The following is a 24325-nucleotide window of genomic DNA, read 5'->3' as shown; positions in this document are numbered from 1 at the left end:
AACATATGTTCGTGTACGGATCCGAAGCGAGTCGCCGTCACCGCCCCGAGCGGGCGGCGATCCTGCACGCCGATCTGGACTCCTTCTACGCCTCGGTGGAGCAGCGCGACAATCCGCGACTGCGGGGACGACCCGTGCTGGTGGGATCCGGAGTCGTGCTGGCCGCCAGTTACGAGGCGAAGGCGTTCGGGGTTCGGACGCCGATGAATTCCCGGCAGGCGCTCCGCTTGTGCCCGCACGCGATCGTGGTGCCGCCCCGGATGTCGGCGTACGCGCAGGCGAGCAAGGCGGTGTTCGAGATCTTCCGGGATACGACGCCCGAGGTCGAGGGCATCTCCATCGATGAGGCGTTTCTGGATGTGAGCGGGCTGTGGCGGATCGCGGGAGCGCCGGTGGATATCGCACAGGCTTTGCGGGCCCGGGTGCGGGCCGAGGTCGGGTTGCCGATCTCGGTGGGGGTGGCGCGCACCAAGTTCCTGGCCAAGGTGGCCAGTGCGGTGTCCAAACCCGATGGGCTGCTGGAGGTTTCACCGGATCGGGAGCTGGAGTTCCTGCATCCGCTGCCGGTGGAGCGGTTGTGGGGTGTCGGCGAGGTGACGGCCCGGGAATTGCGGGAGCGCGGGATCACGCGGGTGGGGCAGCTGGCGGAGCTGGGTGAGGGACCGCTGGCCGCCGTGCTCGGGCCCGCGGCCGGGCGGCATCTGCACTCGCTGTCGTGGGCGCGGGATCCGCGCCGGGTCGAGACCGGGCGCCGGCGGCGCTCCATCGGCGCGCAGCGGGCATTGGGTCGGCGAACGCGCACCGATGCGGAGATCGAGGCGTATCTGCACGGGCTGGCCGATCGGCTCGGGCACCGGCTGCGCAAGGCGGGGCGGGTGTGCCGGACGGTGGTGTTGCGCTTGCGATTCGACGATTTCAGCCGGGCCACGCGATCGCACACGCTGATGCAGGCGACCGATCGCGGGGAGGTGGTGTTGCGGGCGGCGCGCACGCTACTGGAGGCCGCGCTGCCCATGATCCACGAGCGCGGGCTGACGCTGATCGGGTTGGCGCTGACCAACCTCGACGATTCCGACACCATGCAGCTTGCGCTGCCGCTGGAAGAGCGCGCGGAGAACACCCTCGATTCCACGCTGGACGCGCTGCGCGACCGGTTCGGGGCGGGCACCGTCACCCGCGCCGCGCTGCTGGGCCGCGGCGAAGGGCTGTCGGTGCCGACGCTTCCCGATTGAGCGGGGTCAGACCGCCGGCGCGCCGGGTTCGAGCAGGCGCTTGGGGTGCATGCCGTCGACCTGTCCGATGAACGGCGGATGGATGCTGTAGCCGAGCATGCGCCGAATGTCCTCGGAGACAGCGCGAACGGTGTCGCGGGTGATGGACAGCGTGAACGCCTCCTGCGGTCGCAGCCACGGTTCGCAGTACTGCGCGGTCAGAGCGAGGCGGGGTGCGTCGGTGCGGTTGGCCCCGCCGCCGTGCCAGAGTGTGCCGCCGAAGAAGACGCAGGAGCCGGCGGGCATGACCACGGGGACGCGTTCTTCGCCGTCGGGCAGCCGGTCGCCCCACAGGTGACTGCCGGGGATCAGGTCGGTGGCGCCGTTCTCGGCGGTGAAGTCGTCGATGGCCCAGATGGTGGCCGCGCCCAAGGGTTTACGCGGTCGCGGCAGCGGATAGAAACCGTCGTCGGTGTGCAGCATCTGCGCCTGTTCGCCGGGCAGGATCCTGATGACCTGAAGCATGGAGAGTAGATAGTTGGGCAGGAACAGCCGGTCCAGCAGCGCCAGCACACGGGGATGGTCGGCGATCCGGTCGCAGGCGCGGGTCTTGTTCAGCACGCTGTAGAGGCGCTGGGTGCCGTGCCCTTCGAAGGCATTGCGGCCGGTCCGATCCAGCAGCGGCACAACGGCTTCGCGAATCTCGGCCAGCTCTTCGGGGGTGAGCAGGTCGCGCAGGATGACGTAACCGTCCCGTTCGAAGGCCGCCAGATCCGCATCCACCACGGCCGGATCGATGCTCGCGCCACTGCTCGCGGTACGGCGATAGGTGCCTGCCAGATCGCCGTTCAGATCCACCAGCGATGACACGTCCGCGCTCATGGCGGCTCCCTCCGGAAGTCATAACATAACCGAATTCGGTTATGCTTCGACTGTGGCACGCGCACCGATCGGACGTCAACAACTTCTCGACGCCGCCCGCGACGAACTGATTCGCGGCAGCGGCGTGCTGGAACTGGGCGCGCTCACCCGGCGCGCCGGGTTGAGCACCGGGGCGGTCTATCACCATTTCGGGTCGAAAGTCGGTCTGCTGGCGGCCATTTGGGACGACTTCTACGAAGGGCTGAGCCGGGCCACCGCCGATGATCGGCTCCCGGACGCGGACTGGGCGACGCGGGAACGTGAACGCACCCGCTGCTTCGTCGAATACCACCTGGCGCACCCGCTGGCGTCGCTGCTGCTCAATCGCGCCGCCCCCGACCCCGGGCTCACCGAACTCGAAGCCGTCTACATCCTCAACCTCGGCGATGCGGCCGCGGCGAATATCCGGCGCGGTCAGGAATCCGGCGAGATCCCGGCGACGGTCGACGCGGACAGCGCGGGGCATTTCGTGATCGGCGGACTGCGGCACAGTATCGCGCAACAGCTGCGGGTGACGCCGCGGGCGAGCGTCGATCAAGCCACCGAACGCCTGTGGCAGCTCACCGCCGCCGCACTGCAACTCGGCTGAAATCGGTTGCGGCCGCTAGCATCGGCGCGGTGAATCTCGTTCCCACGCAGAAATCCTGGCTGTCCGATCATGAGCTGGTAATACGCCGTCAGGTGGATCGCTGGACCGACGGCTGTCACACGGTGCCGGTCGAACTGCTGCGGCGGCTGTGGGTCGACCCGGCTTGGCGGACAGTATTGCGGGCCACCTTTGTGGGGCAATGGGAGGATTCGGCCGGCGGTGCGATCGCGGTGGCGGGATTGCTGGACGAGATCGGCGAATCCGGTGTGGCGGTAGTGGGATTCGATGGTGGGCGGCGCAATGTCACTGTGACGGAGCTGGTTTTTCCGCACAGTGAGGACATCGGTGATCTCGCGGCCGCCCGCGCACTGCTGGGCGGGGCGGGGCGTTCACCGGTCGCGGACCAGCTCGTCAGGCGCGGATTGCGCTGGCGGCCAGGGAAATACGACGCCCGGCGGGCCGGTGATCACGGTCGCGATCGCGCGCTGCGGGTCGGTCTGGCTCCCCTGCCGGTCGTCGTGGCCGACACCGAGAGCCCGGATTATCCGCGTGAACAGGTGGTGCGCGTGCATGTCTACCGGCACGCCGAGCTCGGTGATCGCCCGGTCGCGCGGCTGCTCACCGAAGCCGAGGCGGTCGGCGCGGATCTGTATGCCGCACAGCTGGGATGTCCACCGGCGCAGGTGAGTCCGCCGGTGGCGGCGGCTATTCGGCATCCGTTACTGGGCTTTCCCGCGTGGGCGCAGCAGTACGACGTGATCGCCGAGGCCGAGGCGATCGAGGGTGTGTGTGCACTCGCCGAAGCCCGGCGTCTCGCCTACGACGACGATCCGGACGCGGCGGTCGGCGTCCTACAGCGCGCCGCGGCCCGGCTGCCTGTCCGCCATCGCGCCTCCTTCTGGGTCTCGGCGTGCTCGTCCACCTTCGACACCGGCGGCGGCAGCCATTGGACCGATCAGCACACCGGGGTGAAGACCTGCCGCACCGAAATCCGTTCGGCATGCCGGCGTTCGAACCTGTCGGCCGACCCGGATCTGATGTACGCGCTCACCTTCCATCACGATGCCGACCCGCAGGAGGCATGCGATGCGCTGGCCCTGCGGGATGGACCGGCCGCCGCGCTGACGGCCTATCGCGCGGTCGCTCTGACCATCGGCAGCTCGTCCGGGGTCTTCGCCAAGCTTCGCGAATATGCCACGGCCGCGGGGCTGGATCGCCTCACCGAGGATGTCGCCGATCTGCGCACGCATCTGGAACAGCACGGCTATCTCTTCGGCGTCTCCGACGCGATCCTGAAGAATCGGAAGAAGGCCATCACCCAGTTGGTGCTGACCGACGACCGGGCGCTGCGGCTGATCTTCTCCATGCCGTACGAGCTGTACGTCCTGGATCGATGCGGGGTCTTGGATTCTTTGCTTAAGAACAAGCAGGTTCTCGCACGGCTCAGGGGCGGGACATTGTGGCCGGGGTCGTCGGCGACAGCTTGGGTGGACGAGCATTTCGGTGCGATGCTGGCCGACTCCGCGCCGCGCACAGCCGGATACGACCAGGCGCGGCGGCTCACCGACTTACTGGTGCCGGAATCAGCAATGCATGGCTAGGACTCGCCAAACCAAACCGAGAGCGCTTCGCGGAGGGTGCCCGCGGCCGATTCGATGGGCTCGTCGACGGCTGCGGCCCACGCGATATGTGCGTCGGGGCGGATGAGCAGGGCGTCTGCGGGGCGATCAGCCGTTGTGGCGGTGTGGATTTCGACGGGATCGCGCCAGGCGTCGGCGATTTCGCTCAGGTCCGGACGGTCGGTGAGGATGAGCAGGACAGGGCGGGCGGTGCGCATGAGTTCAGCGATGCTGGTCGCACCGTTTTCGGTGTTGAGGGCGAGATCGGGGACGAAGGTGCCGGTCAAAGGGTGCTGGGCGGAACCGGATTGCGGGTATCGGGTGCAGTTGCCCGCGATCAGGTCACCCACTCGGCGCAGGGCCGGTTCGTCGGTGGTCAGCTCCTGGAAGAGGGTCCGCAGCGCTTCGGACGCCGCATCCTGCCCGCGCCGCAATGCGACTTGAGCGCGAGCCTGCATGCGGGTGCGCGCGCCGGCGGCGTGGCGTTCCTCATGGTAGGTGTCGAGCAAACCCGCCGGCGCCCAGCCGTTGATCTCCGCGCCCAGCTTCCACGCCAGGTTCACCGTGTCGAGCATGCCGGCATTGAGTGCGACACCGGTGGCGGGGAAGAGATGGGCGGCATCACCGGCCACCAAGATCCGCCCGGCACGATACTGCTCGGCCTGGCGATCCTTGAACGTGAAGCGTGACAGGCGCTTCGCGTCCCGCATCGGGATCTCAGCGCCGAGCACCCGGCGAATGCTGGCCTGGAGTTCGTCCATGGTCATCGGGACATCGTCGTCGTATTCGGTGGTCTCGTCCTCGGTGGTGGACAGGTGCAGCTGCCCGTCCGGGGTCGTCGCGAACGCCAGCTGACCACCATCGGTCCGCGTGAATCCCGCTGCGACCCGGCCGAATCCGGGCACCTCCAGATCACCGTTCTCGTACACGGTCACGCCATCACCGACCGCGACCTGCGCCAGCCGCACCACTTCCGGATAAGTGGTGCCGGAGAACGCGATCCCCGCCATCTCGCGGATTCGGCTACGCCCACCGTCGCACGCCACCAGGTACCGCGCAGTCACCGTGTACGCCCCATCCGGCCCCGTCACCTCCGCACTGACCGAATCCTCGTCCTGCCGCACCACATCCACCCGATGCCCACGCCGCACCTCCGCCCCGAGTTCATCAGCACGCGCGCCGAGCAGCCGCTCGATCTCCATCTGCGACATCGGCAACACCTTCATCGGCGCCTCCGCCATCCGAGTGAAGTCCAAATGCATCCCCCCGAACGGCAACCGCAACGGCGGATACGGATCAGCACTGGCCCCCTCGAACCGCTCCAACAGTCCGCGATACCGCAGCAAATCCAAAATCCGCCCCCCGATCCCACTGGCCTTCGGCACATCCCAGAGTTGCGGATGCCGCTCCAACACCACCGGCCGCACCCCCGCCAGCCGCAGCTCACCAGCCAACATCAGCCCCGTCGGCCCCGCGCCGACAATGATCACGTCGGTGTCCATGACTCGCAACCCAAACTCCTGTTCCCACACTCCATCAACTACAAGCAGCGATTCTGGGCCATCCCCCAGCCCTTGCGGCAAGTCCCCCGCTGCGTTATAAGTTGAAGAGGGAAGAAACAGCCAGCCACCCCGCAGCGCCCAGAATCCTCGATGGCACCTGAATCGCATCATGAGGTCGACACGAAATGGCTGGACCGCCGCGGCCGACCGGGACGTTGGTCGTCCTGCGCGGCAATTCCGGCTCCGGCAAGTCGACCGCGGCGCTGGCAGTACAACATTCCTTCCCCCGCGCCGAATGCCTTGTCGTACAGCAGGATACGGTCCGCCGAACAATGCTCCGCGAGCATGACATCGTGGGCGCAGCGAACATCGATCTGATCGAACATATCGCGGCATTCGGCCTGGCCCGCAGCCTCGTCGTGATCGTGGAAGGCATTCTCGACGCCCACCGCTACGGCGACATGCTCGAACGACTCACGGCTTCAGCGGCACACGCATTACACTACGGGTTCGACCTCTCGTTCGAGGAGACACTCGCGCGGCACACGACAAGGCCACAGGCACAACAGTTCTCGCCGGAACAGATGGCGCAGTGGTATCACGGATGGCAGCCGCTTTCCTTCGTAGACGAAGTGCGGCTGGACGCGAGCTGGAGCCTGGACACGCTCGTCGATCGCATTGTCCGCGATATTCGTGCTGCGCGGATGCCCCTCGAAGGGCCACCATAGAGCATGCCGGAAATGAACAAGCAGAACCTCGTCTACTTCGAAGAGGCTTCCATGCGGGGGCTGTACGAGTGCATGGACGAATGGCAGCGGGTCAACAATCAACGCCTGTTGTCGCTCAGCGTGCAACAGGATCGCGATCGCTTCTGCTGTATCGCGCTCACCAATCCCACCGAGGTCGTGATCACCAGTCCTGATGGGCAACACCACGCGCACGTCAGCCGGTTCGGGATGCTGGCGGTGGACTCGCACTGAGTGCGGCGGGTTTGGACCGCTTGTCGGCGGGTTCGGTCCCCCGGTGTGGTGTCGGAACGGTCATAGGTTGATCTCGCTGCCTCGTTCGGGGCGGATGGATCGATGAAGTAGGGGTTATGACCAGCGTTGTTTCGCATCAGACTGTGCAGGTTCAGGGGCTGGATGTCTTCTATCGGGAGGCGGGTGATCGGGCGAAGCCGACTTTGGTGCTGCTGCACGGGTTCCCGACCAGTTCGGCGATGTTCCGGAATCTGATCCCGGCGCTCGCCGACGACTATCACCTGATCGCGCCCGACCACATCGGGTTCGGACAATCGGCCATGCCGCGGGTCGACGAATTCGATTACAGCTTCGAGAAACTCACCGAGATCACCCTCGAGCTGCTCGACACCCTCGGCCTCGAGAAGTTCGCGCTCTACATCCAGGACTACGGCGCGCCCATCGGGCTGCGGATCGCCTCGCGCAATCCCGAACGGGTCACCGCGCTGATCACCCAATCCGGCAACGCCTACCTCGAAGGATTCACCCCCTTCTGGGAGGTGCTGTTCGCCCACGCCAACGACCGCGCCACCCACGAACCCGCCGTCCGCAAGCTGCTGGAACTCGACGCCACCACATGGCAATACACCCACGGCGTGCCCGCGGACCGGCTGAACCGGGTCAGCCCCGACACCTGGACCCTGGATCAGCACTACCTGGATCGCCCCGGCAACAAGGAGATCCAGTTGCAGCTGTTCGCCGACTACAAACTCAATCTCGACGGCTACCCCGACTTCCAGAAGTACTTCGCCGAATACCAGCCCCCGACCCTGATCACCTGGGGCGAACACGACGAGATCTTCGGTGCCGACGGTGCTCGCGCCTACCTGCGTGATCTGCCCGGCGCCGAACTGCACCTGCTGGACGCGGGCCACTTCGCCTTGGAGACCCACGGCGACGAAATCGCCGCGCTCATCAGGGATTTCCTGGGGCGGGTGTAGGGCGAGTCGTCAGGCCGGGACTCGGTCGGTGGCGCGCTGCCAGACCCGGTGCCGCATCAGTACGCCTGCGAAGGCGGTTACGAAGGTGGTCAGGGTTTCGGTGTCGTCGGAACCGGCCAGCACCACTCCGTCGGCCTCGGCGAGGTTGCCGTAGGGCGGGATGTCGTCGGCGATCCGGATACCGCGCAGCACCGTGGTTCCGGATCCCAGCGCGCCGACGGGCTTTCCGTGTTTGAAGGCTTCGAGGACGAAATGCAGGACGGATCCGTTGGCGGACAGGGATTTCGCTGCTTCGTCGCCGCCCGCGATGATGACGGCGTCGTAGAGCACCGAGGCCGTGGTGGGCAGGGCGCGATCGACGGTCAGGTCACCGGCTTCCGCGCCGCGCACCTGGCCGCCGTGCGGGGCGAGAATTTCGGGGACGGTGTCGAGTTCGGTGAGCAGGTCGCGCAGGCGTTCCACGCCAGCGGCGTCGACGCCGTCATCGACCAGGATCGCGATTTTCCGGGTGGCGATGGTGTCGGCCACCGCCAGTTGTGACAGGGCCGGGGAGAGCGGGACCTCTGCGGGCTCTTCGGCCGGGATCGGCGCGGGGAGGCCGAGTTTCGCGGCTACCCGGGCGGCCAGGCGCGGGTCGATGCGCGCCAGGTGTTCCAGGACGTGCACGCGGATCTCGGGGACCTCGACCTTGCCGAGTTCGAATCCGAAGGCGTCGACGATGTGGTCGGCTTCGGGGGCGGACATGCTGCGCCAGAACATGCGCGGCTGGCGGTAATGGTCGGCGAAGCTTTCCGCGCGGTGACGGATGGCCGCGCCGGACACCGTTTCCGGATAGTGCTGGAAGCCGCCCTCGAGCGCCGGGCAGCCGCCGCCGATACTGTTTTCGGTGTAGGCGGCCCGGCCCTGCGGAATGGTGTGCTGCCCGTAACCGTCCTGCTGGTGATTGACCACCTCCGCCACCGGCCGATTGATCGGCAATTGCGCGAAATTCGGCCCGCCCAACCGGATCAGCTGGGTGTCGAGGTAGGAGAAGTTGCGCAGTTGCAGCAGCGGATCGTCGGTGAAGTCGATGCCGGGCACCAGGTTGGCGGTATGGAAAGCGACCTGTTCGGTCTCGGCGAAGAAATTGTCGGGATTGCGGTTCAGGACCAGCCTGCCCACCGGGCGCACCGGAACCTGCTCCTCGGGAACGAGTTTGGTGGCATCGAGCAGATCGAAGTCGAAATCGTGTTCGCGGTCCTCGGGGATCAACTGCACGCCCAGCTCCCACTCCGGGTAATGGCCGGATTCGATGCTTTCCCACAGATCGCGGCGATTGAAGTCGGGGTCGCGGCCGGCGATCTGTTGACACTCGTCCCAGATCAGCGAATGCACGCCGAGGCGCGGCGTCCAGTGGAATTTCACGAAAGTGCCCGCGCCGCTGGAGTTCACCAATCGGAAGGTGTGCACGCCGAAGCCCTGCATCATGCGGTAGCTGCGCGGCAGCGCGCGATCGGACATCAGCCACATGATGGCGTGCAGGGTTTCCGGTTGCAGGGCCACGAAATCCCAGAGCGTGTCGTGCGCGGAGGCCGCCTGCGGAATCTCGTTGTGGGGTTCGGGTTTCACCGCGTGCACGAAATCGGGGAACTTGATGCCGTCCTGGATGAAGAAGACCGGGAAGTTATTGCCGACCAGGTCGTAATTTCCTTGCTCGGTATAGAACTTGGTGGCGAAACCGCGCACGTCGCGGACGGTGTCGGCGGAGCCGCGGGAGCCGGCGACGGTCGAGAAGCGCACGAATACGGGCGTGCGGAGGCCGGGTGTGGTGAGGAATTCGGCGGCGGTGTATTCGCGCAACCAGTCGTCGTACGGTTCGAAATGGCCGTAGGCGCCGGCCCCGCGCGCATGCACCACCCGCTCGGGAATGCGTTCGTGATCGAAATGCGTGATCTTCTCGCGGGCGTGGAAGTCCTGGAGCAGGGTCGGCCCGCGGTCACCCGCCTTCAGTGCGTTGTCGGTGTCGTCGACGCGCACGCCCTGCTGGGTGGTCAGGCGGCCGTGCTCGCGATCTACCCGATGCGCGTCGAGTTGTTGCTGTTTGGCGTTCCGTTCCGGGGTGCTGTCGTCTGTGTTCATAGCGGGCGCATACCCGGGCGGCGGGTTGATACGCGCGCAAATGGATCATGAGCGGTCGGTGCGAGCGGGGCGGCGCCGCGTAGCCTTTCAGCATGGCTCTGGATCACGGTGACCCCGGCGACGCTCCCTCCACTCCGCCTCCGCTGACGGAGATCATCGAGGCCACGCTGCCGACGGCGGCCGATGAGGCCAGAACGGTTGCGGCGGCGACCAATACGGCGACCTTGGCGACGCTGAGCGGCGATGGATCGCCCTGGGCCTCGTTCGTAACCTACGGGTTGCTCGATGGGCAGCCGGTGCTGTGCGTCTCGCGGATGGCCGAGCACGGGCGCAACCTGGCCGCGGACCCGCGGGCCAGCCTGTCGATCGTGATGCCGGAGTTGCCGGCGGATCCGCTGGCCGCGGCCCGAGTCACCTTGGCAGGGCGGGTCGAACAGCCGCAAGGCGCGGAGGCGGTGGCGGCGCGCGAGGCGCATCTGGCCGCGGTGCCGGCGGCGAAGGTTTACATCGACTTCTCGGATTTCACGCTGTGGGTGCTGCGGGTCGAACGCGTGCGGTGGGTCGGCGGGTACGGGCGGATGGATTCGGCGAGTGCCGAGCAGTACGCCGCGGCTGCGGCGGATCCGGTCATTCCGGCGGCGGGGCGGGCCATCGCGCATCTCAACGATGATCATGCCGATGCCCTGCTGGCCATGGCGCGGGCGCGTGGCGGGTACCCCGATGCGACCGCGGCGGTGTGTGAACGGGCCGACCGATATGGGTTGGATCTGCGGGTCACGACGCCGCGCGGAGTGGCCGTCACCCGGGTGGGTTACGTATCGCCTATCGATTCCATCGGTGAATTACGTGCTGCCACTGTCGAATTGACTCGGCTGTCACGCGACTGATGATCCGGTGAGCGGCCGGGCCTATCCGGTCGCGCTCGCGCCCACGACGGCCGTGACCATCGATCGGACGGCCTCCGGAGTGGGCGGGGCGCCGGTCCGGTCGGCGAACAGCAGATGCCCGGCGCCGATCAGCGTGGGCGCGAGGGTGTCGATGTCGGTGGAACGCTCGAGCCGCCCGAGCTCGCGTTCCACCCTCAAGTAGGACGCGATCATCTCGGCGATATCGGCAATGAGCGGAACACCGACCGGCCGGGTCGCGCGCAGCCGGGAACGCACCTCGTCCCGGAAGGTGATCAGGCTGACGACCGCCACCGCGACCGGCCCGAACGCCAGTGAGATTGCCTCCGTGAGGTTTTCGACCACCGAACCCGAACCGGCAGAGGCATTCAGGGCCTCGGACTGCCGCTGCACCCTGACGATCCGATCCTGAACCAGCTCCACCAGGAACGCATCGAAGTCCGCGAAATGGCGATGCAGCACGCCCTTGGCACAGCCCGCTTCCGTTGTGACCGCGCGGCTGGTCAAAGCACTCGGACCGTCGCGCAGCAGGATGCGTTCGGCCGCTTCGAACAGCTGCTCGCGTGCATCGCGAATCGCCACACCCGTTGGCACCGTGCCGATTTCCCTTCGTTCAATCGCCCACCACCTTGTCGAGTGGGCATGCGCCCACTATGGTGGGCGCATGCCCACTATACGACCGGAAGTGCCGCAGGAACCGCACCGGCTACGGCAGGTGGCGGAATCGTTCGGGGTGAATCCCGAACGCTACGACCGGACTCGACCCCGCTACCCCGAAGCCCTGGTGCGCCGGGTCATCGCCGAGAGTCCCGGTCCCGAGCTTCTCGATATCGGTTGCGGCACCGGCATTGCCGCCCGGCAGTTCCGAGCCCACGGCTGCCGAATGCTCGGCGTCGAACCCGACTCGCGTATGGCCGAGTTCGCCCGGCAGAGCGGCATCCCGGTCGAAGTGGCGACCATCGAGAACTGGGACCCGGCGAACCGCACCTTCGACGCCGCCATCGCCGCGCAAACCTGGCATTGGGTCGATCCGGTCGCCGGCGCGGCGAAAGTGGCGCGCATACTGCGCCCTCGCGGCCGAATAGCATTGTTCTGGAACGCATTCCAACCGCCCGCATCTGTCATGGACGCCTTCTGGGCAGCCTTCCGGCAGGCGGTCCCCGACTCCCCGTTCGATCCGGGAGCCGTCACCTCGGCGATCGACAGCTACCAGCACATGATCGACACCGCCACCACCGGAATCCGTGCCGCCGCCCGCTTCGACGAACCCGAGCAGTGGCGCTTCGACTGGGAACTCGACTACACCCGCGACGCCTGGCTGGACCTGCTCCCGACACAGGGCCCACTCACCCGGCTCTCCGACGAACAGCAAGCCCCGATCCACGATGCGGTCGGCGCGGCCATCGATGCCCTGGGCGGCAGCTTCACCATGCCCTACACCACCCTCGCCGTCACAGCGATTCGCCAGAGGTGACGTAGGGTCGGGGGATGGTCGGACCGGTGGAATCACAGGGGGTTGTGGAGTCCGAGGGTGCGGCGCGGGGGGCGGTGATCGCGGTGCCGGATGCGGTGCGGACCGAATTGCGGCGCGGGGTGCGGAGTGTGCTGGTGGATACCGCTGCGCTGCAATTGGTTCGGGAGCGGTTCGATGATGAGCAGGCCGGGTCGTTGCGGCGGTATCTGGAGGCTTCGCAGTCGGCCAATACGTTGCGGGCTTATCGGACGGATTGGATCGCTTGGGCGGGATGGTGTTTGGGGGAATCCCGGCAGGCGTTGCCGGCGGATGCATTGGATGTGGCCGTTTATCTGGCAGCGGCGGCTGATGCGCGGCGCGAGAACGGCGAATGGGCTTTCAGCGCGGCCACTCTCGAACGGAAGGCGGCCGCCATCGCGGCGGTGCATGCCGCGAACGGGCTGCCCTCCCCCACCCGGGCCGATGTGGTGCGGTTGACATTGCGCGGTATTCGGCGGACGCGGCGTAGTCAGCCGAAGCGGAAGCGGCCGGTGTTGTTGCATACCTTGGATCAATTGCTGAGCGAACTACCGGCGGCGGGCTGGCCGACCGAACCGGCACGCCGGCGCGATGGTTTGCTGCTGCTGGTCGGATTCGCGGGGGCGCTGCGGCGCAGTGAGCTCGCGGGGCTGCGGATCAGCGATGTGCGGGTGCATACCGATCACCACAGTGGTGAGCCGCTGTTGCTGCTGCAATTGCCCACCACCAAAACCGATCCCACCGGTGTGAACGAGCAGCGGGTCGCGCTGCCGCGCGGGCAGCGTCCGCATACCTGCCCGGTGTGCGCTTTCGCCGATTGGATTCGGCTGCGCGAGGCGCATATCGCGAATCCGCTCGGGCTGTCCGCCTGGGTGGACGGCGATCGCCCCGCCGAGACCGCTATTCACCGCTGCCACGGATTCACCGGTACCACCCTCACCGACCCGGATCTGCCACTGTTCCCGACGATTTCCCGGCACGGCGGCATCGGGGACTCCGCCATGTCCGGCCGTGCGGTGGCCGAACTCGTCAAACGCTATGCGGCCCGGGCCGGTCTCGACCCCGACCTGTTCTCCGGGCATTCCCTGCGTGCCGGATTCGCCACCCAGGCCGCATTGGGCGGGGCCAGCGATCGCGAGATCATGCGCCAGGGCCGCTGGTCCAACCCGCGCACCGTGCACGGCTACATCCGGACCGCGAATCCCCTCGAAGACAATGCCGTAACCAAACTCGGTCTTTGACTTTCGCCGATTGCGCGAAGTGAAGTTTTATGGCTTCTCCGGCACCCCGATACCGTCGGATTCATGGAGTGGAGTTATCGATCGGCCGAAGAACTGGCGACCGCATTGCGGGCCGGTGCGGTGACCTCGGTGGAGCTGACCGACGAGGCGATCGCTCGAATCGAGCGCGACGACAAGGCAATCAACGCGATCTGTGTGCCGGACTTCGACCGGGCGCGGGCCGCCGCGGGCGAAGCGGACCGGGCGCGGGCCCGTGGTGAGGACCGGCCGCTGCTCGGTATACCGGTCACGGTCAAAGAGTCCTACGACATGGCCGGGCTGCCCACGACCTGGGGCCTGCCGCACAACGCGAACCATGTGGCGACCGAGGACGCGGTACAGGTGGCGCGGTTGAAGGCCGCCGGCGCGGTGATCCTCGGCAAGACCAATGTGCCGGTGACACTGCGAGATATCCAGAGCTTCAACGAGATCTACGGCACCACCAACAACCCGTGGGATCACGCCCGCACCTCGGGCGGGTCGTCCGGCGGCTCGGCGGCGGCCCTGACGGCCGGATTCGGCGCGCTGTCCATCGGCTCCGACCTCGCCGGTTCGCTACGCACCCCCGCGCACTTCTGCGGCATCTACTCGCACAAGCCGACCCTCGGTCTGGCCCCGACCCGCGGCATGATCGCCCCGCCCGCGCCCGCCCTGCCGATCGACCTCGACCTCGCCGTAGTCGGACCGATGGCCCGCACCGCCCGCGATCTCACGCTGCTGCTGGACGTGATGGCCGGACCGGACCCGCTGACCCACGGCATCGCCTACGACCTCGCACTGCCGCCCGCCCGCCACGAACACCTGTCGGACTTCCGCGTCCTGATCATCGAAGACCATCCGCTCATCCCGACCGGATCAGCGGTGCGGGCGGGCGTGAACCGTGTCGCCGCCGCACTCGCCGACGCGGGCGCTCACATCGCACGGCACACCCCGCTGCTACCGGACCTCACCGAAGCCGCATCGCTCTACATGCAGCTGATGCTGTCGAACGCCGCCGCCGGCCTCCCCATCGAGGTATACGAACAGCTGCGGGCCCGCGCCGCCGCCCTGAACGCGGACGACCACAGCCTCGACGCCGCACGGCTACGCGGCATGGTCCTCAGCCACCGCGACTGGGTCGCGACCGACCACCGCCGCCAACTCCACCGCCAGGGCTGGCGACAGCTCTTCACCGAATTCGATGCCGTGATATGCCCCATCACCCCCACTCCCGCTTTCCCGCACGACCACAACGGAAGTCTGGAGAACCGGCGCATCGACATCGACGGCGTCGAGTACCCCTACTTCGACCAACTCGTCTGGGCCGGCGTCGCCACCATGCCCGGCCTGCCCGCCACGGCCATACCCACGGGCCTGTCCCCCGACGGCCTGCCGGTCGGAGTGCAGCTCATCGGCCCGAAGTTCGAGGACCGCACCCCGTTGCGGCTGGCCGAACTGCTCGAGCAGCGGATCGGCGGCTTCCGAGCCCCGTAGCTTCGCGAAATGGCGGGCGGCCGGGGCGCTTTCATTCGGAGGTGAGTACGACCAGCTGACTGGTCGCTCGTGTCATCGCGACGTAGCGATCGACCGCGCCCTCGATGCCCGAACCGAACTCCTGCGGATCGATGAGAACGACCAGGTCGAATTCGAGACCCTTGGCCGATTCCGGGGTCAGCGAACGGACGCGGGCCGTTTCCTCGAACGCGGGATCGCCGATGACACAGGCGATTCCCTCGCTGTGCTCGGTCAGCCAGTTGTCGAGGATCGAGTGCAGGTCCGAGGTGGGGCCGTGGACGACGGGCAGGCCACTGCTGCGGATGGAGGTCGGGACGTTGGCGTCGGGCAGGGCGGCGCGGATCACCGGTTCGGCTTCGGCCATGACCTCTTCGGGGGTGCGGTAGTTCACGGTCAAGCCCGCGACCTTGATGCGGTCGAGGCCGACTCGTTCGAGTCGTTCCTGCCAGGTTTCGACGAAGCCGTGCCGGGCCTGGGCGCGGTCGCCGACGATGGTGAAGCTGCGGGATGGGCAGCGCTGCAACAGCATCTGCCATTCCGCGTCGGTGAGTTCCTGGGCTTCGTCGACGACGATGTGCGCGAAGGGGCCGGCGAGCTGGTCGGGTTCGATTGTGGTGAGCGCGGATTCGTCGACGAGGGTGTCCTTCAGGTCCTGCTGGCGCAGCATGGTCATCAGGCCCTCGCCGTCGTCGTGCACGGCAGAGGCGATCAGGTCGCCGATGACATCGGCCATGCGGGCGCGTTCGCCCGCCAGGACGGCCTCCTGGCGGCGCTTGCGCACCGCCGCTTCCGGATCGCCGAGCCGCTGGCGCGCGAGATCGAGCCAGGGCAGGTCGGACACGGTCCAGTTCTTCGGGTCCGGGCGTTGCAGCTTCCGCACCTCCTCGGCGGTCAGCCAGGGCGCGCATTTGCGCAGGTAGGCGGGGACCGACCAGAGGTCGGCGACCAGGTCGGCCGCTTCGATCAGCGTCCAGCCGTTATTGAGTTCGGTGCGCAATTCCTTGTTCCGCCACAGGGATTCGCGCAGTTCGTCGCGTGGCACATCGTTGTCGTGCTTCTCGGCGAGGATGGTGACCAGCACATCCCAGATCTGCTCGTGGGCTTCGTTGTGCGGGGTGCCGGCTTCCGGTGCGTCGAATGCCTCGGCCCAATCGGCGGGGCTGAGCCAGACATCGGCCCAGTCGGTGCCGACCATCATGCCCTTCTTCGGGGGCGTCTCGTAGAACTTCACGGCCGCGTCGACGGCCGCCACCAGATCCGCGGAGGACTTGAGCCGCGCCACTTCCGGATCGGACTCGGCACGCGCCCCCGCCCCTTCGGTGACCAGATCGCGCAGCGTGCAGGACTGCACCCCTTCCTCACCGAGATTGGGCAGCACATCGGCCACATAGGACAGGTACGGGCGGGAGGGACCGACGAACAACACCCCGCCCCGGCGCTGCCCCAGTCGCGGATCGGCGTAGAGCAGGTAGGCCGAACGGTGCAACGCCACCACGGTCTTACCGGTACCCGGACCGCCGTCGACCACGAGCGCGCCCTGCGATCCGGCACGGATGATCGCGTCCTGGTCGGCTTGGATGGTGCCCAGCACATCGCGCATCCGCGCCGACCGATTGCTGCCCAGGCTGGCGATGAAGGCGGACTGGTCATCGAGCGCGGCGTCGTTCTCCAACCCGTCCGCCGTGAAGACCTCGTCCCAATAATCGCTGATCCGGCCCAGCGTCCAGCGGTACCGGCGACGGCGGATCAACCCCATCGGATTGCCGTGCGTCGCGGCGAAGAACGGCTCGGCCGCCGGAGACCGCCAGTCGACCAGCAACCGCTCGCCCGCGCTGTCGGTCAGCCCGAGCCGCCCGACATACACGGGTTCGGCGCTGTCCGCTCCGATGAAATGCCCGAGGCACAGGTCCAGGCCGAAGCGGCGCAGGCCGCGCAGCCGGTTGTTCAGCTGGCGGACCTCGTAGTCCCGGTCCACAGCTTCCTGCCCGAGCGAGACCGGCGCTTTGCGGACGGCGTCGAGCCGGTCGGACAGGTCCTTGATGGACTGTTCGAGGCTGGTCGCGATCGCCGCGAAATGCCGCCGGTCTTCGGCGATCAATACCGGGTCGGCCTTCGCGGCGAGCCGCTCCGGAAGATCGAAAGCGTCGATGGTCGGCGAGTTCACGTCGGCAGCACCCATTCACAACTCCATTTCCGCAGGTTCGAGCTTCGATGAGCGATTCTGCGGCATACCCGGGGTCTTGCCGCAAGCCCCGGGGTGCGGTATAAGTTGAGAGTGGGAAGGAGTAGTACTCCTTCCTTTTTCTATGCGCCGGCCTGTGTGGGCCCGGTTATCCGCATTCTCCGCCACCGGCCAGCCGGACCGCCTCGCGCACCGTCGCCTGTTCTGTCGCGGACGCGAGACTCCACGCCGGTTCGGCTTCGATGATCGCGAGCGCGCCGTCGACCCCGTTCTGCTGGACCACCGTCACGTACGCCTGGCATTGGGCGCGGGCGGCGGCCGAAACATCTTCCGACACAACCGGTTCGATGACCGGTGCGGGTTCGGTGAGCGCCGCCGGGATGCGCGCGGGAACGGCCGGATCCTGGACGAGCGAGGTTGGCGGCTGCGTGGTGCCGGTGGGAGCCGCTGCGCCACTGTGGAAGTGGTCTCGTCCGGGTGACATCGCGAGGGCGAGCACCGCGACGCCACCGGCCAGTAGGGTGGCGGCCGCCGCGGTACCGAGACTGACCGGGCGGGTGCGCGGTCGAGGCGGCGTGCCGGCCACGGATGGTGCGGGTGCGGGCTCGGCGGCAGCGGGATCCCCGGTATTCGGCTGCGTGGAAACCGAATCGGCCGTGGTCAGCGCTTGGCGCGCGGCGAGAGCGAAGGCCCGGCAGTCCGCGAACCGCTCGCCGGGATCCTTGGCGAGCGCGGTCGCGAGCACGGCGTCCAGCGCCGCTGGGAGTTCGGGGCGGATCGCACTGGCGGGCGGCGACGGTTCGAAGAGATGAGCCATCATGACCGCGGCGGGATCATTGCGCGGGAAGGGCGGCTGGCCGGTGAGGAATTCGAACAGGGTGCAGCCGAGCGAGTAGACGTCGGCGCGTTCGTCGATCGGCGCGTCCTGGAAGCGTTCCGGGGCGGCGTAGGCGAAGGTGGCGGTCATATTGCCCGCGGTGGCGGTCTCCCCCAGCGCGCGGGCGATCCCGAAATCGGTGACGAGCAGGCGCTCGGCGGCCGAATCCGACGGTTCCACCAGCAGATTCGCGGGTTTCACGTCGCGGTGCACCACGCCCGCCGCATGGGCGTGGGCGAGTCCGTCGGCGGCCTGCGAGATCAACTCGACAGCATGCTCCGGATCGAGCGTCCCGGCGTCGGCGATCAGGCGCGCCGCATCGATGCCGTCGATGAATTCCATTGCGATCCAGAGCTGTTCGTCACCGCTACCGCTGTGGTCGGCGACCGCCACGATATTGGGATGCTCGAGCCCCGCCAGCAATCCGGCCTCGCGGGCGAAGGCGGTCCGTCCTTGTTCGCGCGCGGCGAAGGCATCATTGAAGACCTTGAGGGCCACCAACCGGTCGGTTCGTGGATCCCGTGCTAGATAAACCGCCCCCATACCGCCCACCCCGAGCAATCGCTCGATGGTGTAGCCGGCCAACACATTCCCGTGCAGCAGCGGCACGCAACAACCTCCTACCCAGCGTGGCCACGGCAGCAATATCCCTGGCACGACGGTGCCTGAGCCTACCGACCGGCCCCGCCCCGCGCGCACCCGGTCCGGGCACTACCGGCAGGTTTACCTACCCGGGCACCGGCTATCGCCTGCCTGTCACAGCTTCGCGGAAGGGAGTCGAGTCGATGGCGTTCATAGTCGCGATCGGTTTCGGGGTGACAGCGGTGGTCAGCGTGCCGGCGATCGGAATGCTCGCGCTGCCGGACCCGAACTATCCGCAACCCGGCATTCCCGGCCCGCCCGGATCCTGCGTGCTCGATTGCGGCGCACCGGCTCCCGCGCTCCCGGCTCCGGCAATTCCGGACCCCGCACCACAACCGCCGCCCGCGCAATACCCCCTCGACTGCGCGCGACCGCCCGGCTCGGGTCCGGTGTGGACGGCGCCGAGCACCGGACCGAGCTGGAGCACCCCGCTGGATCAAGGCCCGCGGGAGGCCCCGTTCAACGTGCTCGACCCGTAGTCTGCCGCTGGAACAGATACTCCACCAAGGTGATCAGCGATTGCAGGCAGCGCGCACGATCACGGGCATCGAGGCTGGTCAGCGGTGTGCCAGGGGCCAGATCCAGGGCGTCGCGGATCTCCTCCAGGGGAAACCGTTGCGCGCCTTCGAATTCGTTGACCGCGACCGAGTACGGCACCCCGCGCTCCTCGAGCACCGAGAGCACCTCGTCGGCCTTCTCGATGCGCCGGGTGTCGACCAGCACCAGCGCACCCAGCGCACCCACCGACAGCTCTTCCCACATGGGCAGGAAGCGCCGCTGTCCGGGCGTGCCGAACAGGTACAGCGCCAGCTGCGGATTCAGCGTGATACGGCCGAAATCCATCGCCACGGTGGTGGTGGATTTACCCGGCAGCCCGGCCATATCGTCGATGCCGACGCTGGCCTCGGTGATCGTCTCCTCGGTGCGCAGCGGCCGGATCTCCGACACGCTGCCGACGAACGTGGTCTTCCCGACCCCGAAGTTGCCTGCTACCAGCAACTTCACCGATCGGGTCACGGTCTGCGGCACATAGTCGACAACGAGCTCAGACGGCGAGAGCGCGGAGCCCATTGAGTACCTCCTCGAGCAAAGCGGTGTCCGGCAGCACTTCTGCCGGGGCGGGGGCGACCAGGTGACCGCTGTCGAGCAGATCGGCTGTGACGATCTTCACCACGGACGGGGGCAGGTCCAGATATGCCGAGAGTTCGGCGATCGAGAGTGCGCCACGACGGCACACCTCGATGATGCGACGGGCATCGGTCGACGCGCCCACCCCCGGATCCTTCGCGGAGACAACCAGTGTCACCAGATCCAGGTGGCGCGTCGGCCGCGACCGCCCACCCGTGCGCACATACGCCCGGACCAGGTCCGGATCGCGCCGCGGGCGGCTCATGGCCGGCCAGCGTCCGCTCTGTTGCGCGACATACTGCCTAGCTCGTGACCGACCCGGGCGGCGAGCTCGTTCATCCGATGCGCGATCAGGCTGACATCCACGTCGTGGGTGGTGGACACACCCAGCAGCGCGCCCGCACCGGCGGCGGTAATGAAGATCATCCCCTCGCCGTACTCGGTCATCGACTGCCGCACACCGTTATCGACCACGCCGCCGCAGAACTCGGCGAGCGCCTTGCCGAGCGAACGCAGACCGGACGCGGCGGCCGAGAAGCGCTCGGCGTCCTCGACGGTGATGCCGCGGGTATTGGAGATCCGTAAGCCGTCCTCGGACAGCAGCACGGCGAAGCGCACTCCGGTGACCTTGAGGTCTTCGAGTAGCCAGGCGAGCTTGTTGCTGTCGGTGATCGCCGTACCGGGTGTGGTCATCAGGACATCCCTTCGGGTTGGTCGATCGCGGCCGCGCGGCCGCGCTGGGAGCCGCTATGCCATGCGGCGACGACTTCGGGCCGGGCCGGGCCGGTGGTGAGGGCGGACTCGGTGGGAACGGCCGCCACCGCGCGGCGGCGTCGTTTCGGCAGCCCGCCGGGGGTGATATCGGTGCCCGAATCCGGTTCCGGTTCACCTGCGGCCGGTTCCGGGGCGATGGAGACCGGTTCCGGAACCAGGGCGACGGGGGCCGGGGCGGGGGCGATCGGCTCCTGGACCAGGGCCACCGGTTCCACCGGGTTGGACACCCGCGGCGATTCGACGACCATGGAGGAGACCGGGATCGGCGAGACCTGCACGGTGTCCGGGCCGGCGGCGCCGGCGACCAGCAGAGCGTCGGGCACGAAGACCATCGCGCGCATACCGCCGTACACGTTGGGGCCGTCGACGTACACGGCGAAACCGTAACGCCGGGCCAGTGCGGCCACCGCCGGAATGCCCACGCGCGGTGAGGGTCCGAGCTGGTGGATGTCGACGGTGCGCTCGCCCGCCAGCAGCTGCCGGGCCTCCTCGAGCTGTTCGGCGTTCATCCGCACACCGGCATCGTCGATGATCAGCGTGACGCCGTGATGGCCTTCCTGGAAGGCGACATCCACGAACGAGGTGGGCGGCGAATAGCGCAGCGCGTTGTCCAGCAGCGTCGCCACGGTGTGCACCAGCGGCTCCACCGCGCGACTGACCACGGTGCGATCCAGCTGGGTGGGGCGCACCCGGGTGAAGTCGCGCACGCGCCCGATCGCACCGCCGACCACATCGGTCAGCGTCTGCTGCGGCCAGCGGCGGCCGGGCAGGCCACCGCAGACGATCACATAGGACTGTGCCTGGCGGACCATCTGCTGTACCGAATGGTCGATGCGGGTGAGGGTTTCGTACACCTCGTCGTCGCGGTGCACGCGCAGCGCACCGCTGAGCACCGGCCCGACGTCGGCACCGATACTCACCACGGAGGTGCCGAAGGCGCGCACCGCGGCCCGGGTCACCTCCCGGGCGGCGATTTCGGTCTCTCCGCGCGCGGCGGCGGCGGCTTGCGCGGCGGCCTGCTGCGCGGCGGCCTCACGCTGAGCGAGGGCCTCCTCGCGCGCGGCGAGCTCGCGCTCGAACGCCTCCTGCTGCTCGGCCAGCTCCCGGCGGAGCTCCCGTGCGCGGGATCGTTGCTGCAAGACCGCGCGCCACGCGAAACCCGCTGCGGCGAGGGCCAGGACGAGCGCGGCAGCGAGCACCCACGCCAGGACTACGGCAGTGTCTTGATTCATCAATTCTCTTGTCGTTCCCGTCCGATCCGAGGCTCGGCGCAGCCACCCTAGCAGAATCATTTCTGACGCCAAGTAATTCGACACTATCGCGCTGCATGCTTCAAGACCTACTGTGGCCCAGTCGATTTGACGCCCGGCGCGTCGACCAGGCCCGATGCCGCGTGTCCGGGACCGGTGAATAGCCGATCGGTGACTCGGGGCCGGTCACCGCCGCGCCGGATCGAGATCGACACGCACGCAAGCCGCTCCGGTCCGCGGCCCGGCAACACACTCGATACATTCGGACACTTCCGGCTTCATACGCGCTTCCGACAATCGACGAATGTGGAACCCCGGGCCGACGGTCGCCGAGATTCTCGCTTCGCACGAAAGCGGCAGCGGCTCGCCGATATCCACCGCCACGCGGGTCGCGGACGCCATCGCGGCGCGGGGCGCGGACGGCACCTGGATCACGCCGGTGCCGCGCGATCGGCTGCTGGCCGCGGCGGCGGCGATCGAGCGACGGCCGGGGGCGCGCACGCTGCCGTTGTACGGGGTGCCGTTCGGGGTGAAGGACAGCATCGATGTGGCGGGGTGGCCGACCACCCTCGCGTGCCCCGATTACGCGTACGTGGCGACCGAGACCGCGCCCGCCGTGCGGCGGCTGCTGGATGCGGGGGCATTGTTCGTCGGCAAGACCAATCTCGATCAGTTCGCGACCGGATTGAACGGCACCCGCACCCCGTATCCGATACCGCGCAGTGTGTTCGGGGGCGACTTGATCTGCGGCGGCTCCAGTTCGGGGTCGGCGCGGGCGGTGGCGCTCGGGCAGGTGCCGTTCTGTGTGGCCACCGATACGGCCGGATCGGGGCGGGTGCCGGCGGCGCTCAACGGGATCGTGGGCTGGAAGCCCTCGCGCGGATTGATCAGCACGGTCGGTTTGGTTCCGGCGTGTAAGTCACTGGACTGCATGACCTTGATGGCCTCCTGCGTCGAAGATCTCGAGCGAGCGTTCGCGGTCATGGCCGGGGTGGATGCCCGGGACCCGTGGAGCCGGGAGCGGGGGCCGCGCTTCATCGGCGGGGAGCTGCGGGTCGGGCTGCCGGGAGTGGAGGAGCTGGAGTTCTTCGGCGACACGGTGTTCCGGGACGCGCATCTGGGTTTCCGCGACCGGTTGGGGCGGCTCGGGTTCCGGTGCGTGCCGGCCTCGCTGCGGCCGTTTCTCGCGGCGGGCGAACTGCTGTACCAGGGGCCGTGGGTGGCCGAGCGGCTGGTGGAATTCGATACGTTCCTCCAGGAGCATCCGGACTCGGTGCTGCCGGTTATCCGGGAAATCCTCACCGGCGGTTATCGATTCGACGCCGTGGACGTGTTCCGCGCGCAGCAGCGCCTACAGGAGCTGCGCGCACAGGTCAGCCGGGTGTGGGCCGATTTCGATCTGATGGTGGTGCCGACCATCGGCACCACGTTCACCGTCGATCAGGTGCTGGCCGATCCGATCGCCACCAATACCATGCTCGGCCATTACACCCATTTCGGGAATCTGCTGGACCTGACCGCCATCGCGGTGCCGATCGGCACCGCCGCCGACGGCCGGCCCGTCTCGGCCATGGTGTTCGGTCCCGCCCTCGCGGACGACGCGGTGCTCACCGCCGCCGCCCGCATCCGTGACGAGCCGCGCCTGTCCCCGGCGCAATTGGATATCCGGCTCGGACAGAAAGAACGAAAATGACAGCGGTTTCACCTGTTCCGGCCCGGCCGGGTCCCTTTCCTTTCGACACCGAGTCGACGGCGCTGCTCGTCATCGACATGCAACGAGACTTCCTGCTCCCGGGCGGATTCGGGGAGAGCCTCGGCAATGACGTGAGCCTGCTGCGGGCGGTCATCGAACCGCTCGCACGGCTGATGGCGGCGGCGCGCGCGGCGGGTATGCCCGTCATCCATACGCGGGAGGGGCATCTGCCCGACCTGTCGGATTGCCCGCCCGCGAAACTGCTGCGCGGCAACCCGGCTCAGCGCATCGGGGATATCGGCAGGTTCGGGCGGATTCTGGTGCGCGGCGAGTACGGGCACGACATCATCGACGAACTCGCTCCGGTCGCGGGCGAGATCGTCATCGACAAACCGGGCAAAGGCGCGTTCTACGCCACCGGACTGGCGGGCGTGCTGGAGCGCAACGGTATCCGGTCGCTGCTGGTCACCGGTGTCACCACCGAGGTCTGCGTGCACACCACGGTGCGCGAGGCCAATGATCGCGGCTACGAATGCCTGGTCGTATCCGACTGCGTCGGTTCCTATTTCCCGGAATTCCAGCGCGCCGGACTGGAGATGATCGCCGCACAGGGCGGCATCTTCGGCTGGGTCGCGGACTCCGCCGCCGTTCTCGGCGCCCTCTCCCCCTCGAACACCCCGGTTTAGGA

At 67.9% G+C, this 24325-nt stretch carries 23 protein-coding genes; 13 read left to right on the top strand and 10 right to left on the bottom strand.

The window, feature by feature from the left end; translation table 11 throughout:
• The first annotated feature begins 5 nt into the window (after positions 1–5).
• On the top strand, positions 6–1232 hold the full coding sequence (dinB, locus tag NI1_RS16525; protein WP_067821007.1) for a DNA polymerase IV: 1227 nt from the start codon (positions 6–8) through the stop codon (positions 1230–1232).
• 6 nt (positions 1233–1238) lie between these two features.
• Here the strand turns inward: dinB and NI1_RS16520 are convergent, their stop codons facing one another.
• Positions 1239–2093, bottom strand: a complete 855-nt coding sequence (locus tag NI1_RS16520; protein WP_067821004.1) for a phytanoyl-CoA dioxygenase family protein — start codon at positions 2091–2093, stop codon at positions 1239–1241.
• Positions 2094–2145: 52 nt separating this feature from the next.
• On the opposite strand from NI1_RS16520, the gene NI1_RS16515 reads away from it, so the two are divergent.
• Both NI1_RS16515 and NI1_RS16510 read left to right on the top strand, forming a co-directional pair.
• A complete protein-coding gene (locus NI1_RS16515) occupies positions 2146–2721 on the top strand; it encodes a TetR/AcrR family transcriptional regulator (protein ID WP_067821000.1) in 576 nt (191 codons plus the stop codon).
• Between the two features lie 29 nt (positions 2722–2750).
• Entirely contained in the window at positions 2751–4322 is a 1572-nt protein-coding gene (locus tag NI1_RS16510) for a hypothetical protein (RefSeq protein WP_067820997.1), read from the top strand.
• Here NI1_RS16510 and NI1_RS16505 read toward each other — a convergent pair.
• Positions 4319–5842 (bottom strand): FAD-dependent monooxygenase, encoded by a 1524-nt coding sequence (locus NI1_RS16505; RefSeq protein ID WP_067822410.1) that lies wholly within the window; start codon positions 5840–5842, stop codon positions 4319–4321. The two genes, NI1_RS16510 and NI1_RS16505, sit on opposite strands and share 4 nt — an antisense overlap.
• Positions 5843–6027: 185 nt before the next feature.
• Between NI1_RS16505 and NI1_RS16500 the strand changes: the two genes are divergently transcribed.
• The 3 genes from NI1_RS16500 (at position 6028) to NI1_RS16490 (ending at position 7802) form a co-directional block, all read left to right on the top strand.
• Complete coding sequence (locus NI1_RS16500) at positions 6028–6570, top strand: P-loop NTPase family protein (protein ID WP_067820996.1); 543 nt, start codon at positions 6028–6030, stop codon at positions 6568–6570.
• Positions 6571–6582: 12 nt separating this feature from the next.
• On the top strand, positions 6583–6822 hold the full coding sequence (locus NI1_RS16495; RefSeq protein ID WP_245663252.1) for a hypothetical protein: 240 nt from the start codon (positions 6583–6585) through the stop codon (positions 6820–6822).
• A 116-nt stretch (positions 6823–6938) separates the two neighbouring features.
• Entirely contained in the window at positions 6939–7802 is an 864-nt protein-coding gene (locus NI1_RS16490) for an alpha/beta fold hydrolase (RefSeq protein ID WP_067820990.1), read from the top strand.
• Between the two features lie 9 nt (positions 7803–7811).
• Here NI1_RS16490 and NI1_RS16485 read toward each other — a convergent pair whose 3' ends face one another.
• The gene (locus NI1_RS16485; RefSeq protein WP_067820988.1) at positions 7812–9920 is read right to left on the bottom strand and encodes a catalase; all 2109 of its coding nucleotides are present in this window, start codon (positions 9918–9920) and stop codon (positions 7812–7814) included.
• 92 nt (positions 9921–10012) lie between these two features.
• On the opposite strand from NI1_RS16485, the gene NI1_RS16480 reads away from it, so the two are divergent.
• Entirely contained in the window at positions 10013–10807 is a 795-nt protein-coding gene (locus tag NI1_RS16480; protein ID WP_067820987.1) for a HugZ family pyridoxamine 5'-phosphate oxidase, read from the top strand.
• Positions 10808–10828: 21 nt separating this feature from the next.
• On the opposite strand, the gene NI1_RS16475 is transcribed toward NI1_RS16480, so the two are convergent.
• Positions 10829–11407, bottom strand: a complete 579-nt coding sequence (locus NI1_RS16475) for a TetR/AcrR family transcriptional regulator (protein ID WP_245663251.1) — start codon at positions 11405–11407, stop codon at positions 10829–10831.
• Between the two features lie 82 nt (positions 11408–11489).
• Here NI1_RS16475 and NI1_RS16470 point away from each other — a divergent pair, with 82 nt between their 5' ends.
• The 3 genes from NI1_RS16470 to NI1_RS16460 all read left to right on the top strand — a co-directional run bounded on the left by NI1_RS16470 (position 11490) and on the right by NI1_RS16460 (position 15070).
• Positions 11490–12299, top strand: a complete 810-nt coding sequence (locus NI1_RS16470) for a class I SAM-dependent methyltransferase (RefSeq protein ID WP_067820984.1) — start codon at positions 11490–11492, stop codon at positions 12297–12299.
• Between the two features lie 14 nt (positions 12300–12313).
• Positions 12314–13558, top strand: a complete 1245-nt coding sequence (locus NI1_RS16465; RefSeq protein WP_067820982.1) for a site-specific integrase — start codon at positions 12314–12316, stop codon at positions 13556–13558.
• Between the two features lie 63 nt (positions 13559–13621).
• Positions 13622–15070, top strand: a complete 1449-nt coding sequence (locus NI1_RS16460) for an amidase (RefSeq protein ID WP_067820980.1) — start codon at positions 13622–13624, stop codon at positions 15068–15070.
• A gap of 31 nt (positions 15071–15101) precedes the next feature.
• On the opposite strand, the gene helR is transcribed toward NI1_RS16460, so the two are convergent.
• Positions 15102–17270 carry an RNA polymerase recycling motor ATPase HelR gene (gene helR, locus NI1_RS16455; RefSeq protein WP_157535155.1) on the bottom strand — a complete coding sequence of 723 codons (2169 nt, stop codon included), beginning with the start codon at positions 17268–17270 and terminating at the stop codon, positions 15102–15104.
• Between the two features lie 151 nt (positions 17271–17421).
• On the bottom strand, positions 17422–18759 hold the full coding sequence (locus NI1_RS16450; RefSeq protein WP_067820977.1) for a serine/threonine-protein kinase: 1338 nt from the start codon (positions 18757–18759) through the stop codon (positions 17422–17424).
• Between the two features lie 176 nt (positions 18760–18935).
• On the opposite strand from NI1_RS16450, the gene NI1_RS16445 reads away from it, so the two are divergent.
• The gene (locus NI1_RS16445) at positions 18936–19271 is read left to right on the top strand and encodes a hypothetical protein (RefSeq protein ID WP_067820975.1); all 336 of its coding nucleotides are present in this window, start codon (positions 18936–18938) and stop codon (positions 19269–19271) included.
• On the opposite strand, the gene NI1_RS16440 is transcribed toward NI1_RS16445, so the two are convergent.
• The 4 genes from NI1_RS16440 to NI1_RS16425 are packed head-to-tail and all read right to left on the bottom strand — an operon-like array spanning position 19252 to position 21926.
• On the bottom strand, positions 19252–19863 hold the full coding sequence (locus NI1_RS16440; protein WP_067820972.1) for a GTP-binding protein: 612 nt from the start codon (positions 19861–19863) through the stop codon (positions 19252–19254). The genes NI1_RS16445 and NI1_RS16440 overlap by 20 nt on opposite strands.
• Positions 19838–20185, bottom strand: a complete 348-nt coding sequence (locus NI1_RS16435; protein ID WP_067708509.1) for a DUF742 domain-containing protein — start codon at positions 20183–20185, stop codon at positions 19838–19840. The genes NI1_RS16440 and NI1_RS16435 overlap by 26 nt, the downstream gene beginning before the upstream one ends.
• On the bottom strand, positions 20182–20613 hold the full coding sequence (locus NI1_RS16430) for a roadblock/LC7 domain-containing protein (RefSeq protein WP_067820969.1): 432 nt from the start codon (positions 20611–20613) through the stop codon (positions 20182–20184). Before NI1_RS16430 ends, NI1_RS16435 begins: the two co-directional genes overlap by 4 nt.
• The gene (locus NI1_RS16425; protein WP_067820966.1) at positions 20613–21926 is read right to left on the bottom strand and encodes an ATP-binding protein; all 1314 of its coding nucleotides are present in this window, start codon (positions 21924–21926) and stop codon (positions 20613–20615) included. The genes NI1_RS16430 and NI1_RS16425 overlap by 1 nt, the downstream gene beginning before the upstream one ends.
• Positions 21927–22248: 322 nt before the next feature.
• Between NI1_RS16425 and NI1_RS16420 the strand changes: the two genes are divergently transcribed.
• Positions 22249–23637: an allophanate hydrolase gene (locus NI1_RS16420; RefSeq protein WP_067820962.1), complete on the top strand. Its 1389-nt coding sequence runs from the start codon at positions 22249–22251 to the stop codon at positions 23635–23637.
• Positions 23634–24323 carry a cysteine hydrolase family protein gene (locus NI1_RS16415; RefSeq protein WP_067820959.1) on the top strand — a complete coding sequence of 230 codons (690 nt, stop codon included), beginning with the start codon at positions 23634–23636 and terminating at the stop codon, positions 24321–24323. The genes NI1_RS16420 and NI1_RS16415 overlap by 4 nt, the downstream gene beginning before the upstream one ends.
• Positions 24324–24325: the final 2 nt, after the last annotated feature.

It is taken from the genome of Nocardia inohanensis NBRC 100128 (assembly GCF_001612945.1).
GTDB classification, from domain to species: domain Bacteria; phylum Actinomycetota; class Actinomycetes; order Mycobacteriales; family Mycobacteriaceae; genus Nocardia; species Nocardia inohanensis.
The sequence above is the reverse complement of the archived record's forward strand: the minus strand, read 5'-3'. Positions and strand labels throughout refer to the sequence as shown.

Excerpts from the sequence above, each read along its gene's own strand:
- dinB (WP_067821007.1), top strand. The coding sequence starts at position 6 with ATGTTCGTGTACGGATCCGAAGCGAGTCGCCGTCACCGCCCCGAGCGG.
- NI1_RS16520 (WP_067821004.1), bottom strand. The coding sequence starts at position 2,093 with ATGAGCGCGGACGTGTCATCGCTGGTGGATCTGAACGGCGATCTGGCA.
- NI1_RS16505 (WP_067822410.1), bottom strand. The coding sequence starts at position 5,842 with ATGGACACCGACGTGATCATTGTCGGCGCGGGGCCGACGGGGCTGATG.
- NI1_RS16500 (WP_067820996.1), top strand. The coding sequence starts at position 6,028 with ATGGCTGGACCGCCGCGGCCGACCGGGACGTTGGTCGTCCTGCGCGGC.
- NI1_RS16495 (WP_245663252.1), top strand. The coding sequence starts at position 6,583 with ATGAACAAGCAGAACCTCGTCTACTTCGAAGAGGCTTCCATGCGGGGG.
- NI1_RS16490 (WP_067820990.1), top strand. The coding sequence starts at position 6,939 with ATGACCAGCGTTGTTTCGCATCAGACTGTGCAGGTTCAGGGGCTGGAT.
- NI1_RS16485 (WP_067820988.1), bottom strand. The coding sequence starts at position 9,920 with ATGAACACAGACGACAGCACCCCGGAACGGAACGCCAAACAGCAACAA.
- NI1_RS16480 (WP_067820987.1), top strand. The coding sequence starts at position 10,013 with ATGGCTCTGGATCACGGTGACCCCGGCGACGCTCCCTCCACTCCGCCT.
- NI1_RS16470 (WP_067820984.1), top strand. The coding sequence starts at position 11,490 with ATGCCCACTATACGACCGGAAGTGCCGCAGGAACCGCACCGGCTACGG.
- NI1_RS16465 (WP_067820982.1), top strand. The coding sequence starts at position 12,314 with ATGGTCGGACCGGTGGAATCACAGGGGGTTGTGGAGTCCGAGGGTGCG.
- NI1_RS16460 (WP_067820980.1), top strand. The coding sequence starts at position 13,622 with ATGGAGTGGAGTTATCGATCGGCCGAAGAACTGGCGACCGCATTGCGG.
- helR (WP_157535155.1), bottom strand. The coding sequence starts at position 17,270 with ATGGGTGCTGCCGACGTGAACTCGCCGACCATCGACGCTTTCGATCTT.
- NI1_RS16445 (WP_067820975.1), top strand. The coding sequence starts at position 18,936 with ATGGCGTTCATAGTCGCGATCGGTTTCGGGGTGACAGCGGTGGTCAGC.
- NI1_RS16440 (WP_067820972.1), bottom strand. The coding sequence starts at position 19,863 with ATGGGCTCCGCGCTCTCGCCGTCTGAGCTCGTTGTCGACTATGTGCCG.
- NI1_RS16435 (WP_067708509.1), bottom strand. The coding sequence starts at position 20,185 with ATGAGCCGCCCGCGGCGCGATCCGGACCTGGTCCGGGCGTATGTGCGC.
- NI1_RS16430 (WP_067820969.1), bottom strand. The coding sequence starts at position 20,613 with ATGACCACACCCGGTACGGCGATCACCGACAGCAACAAGCTCGCCTGG.
- NI1_RS16425 (WP_067820966.1), bottom strand. The coding sequence starts at position 21,926 with ATGAATCAAGACACTGCCGTAGTCCTGGCGTGGGTGCTCGCTGCCGCG.
- NI1_RS16420 (WP_067820962.1), top strand. The coding sequence starts at position 22,249 with ATGTGGAACCCCGGGCCGACGGTCGCCGAGATTCTCGCTTCGCACGAA.
- NI1_RS16415 (WP_067820959.1), top strand. The coding sequence starts at position 23,634 with ATGACAGCGGTTTCACCTGTTCCGGCCCGGCCGGGTCCCTTTCCTTTC.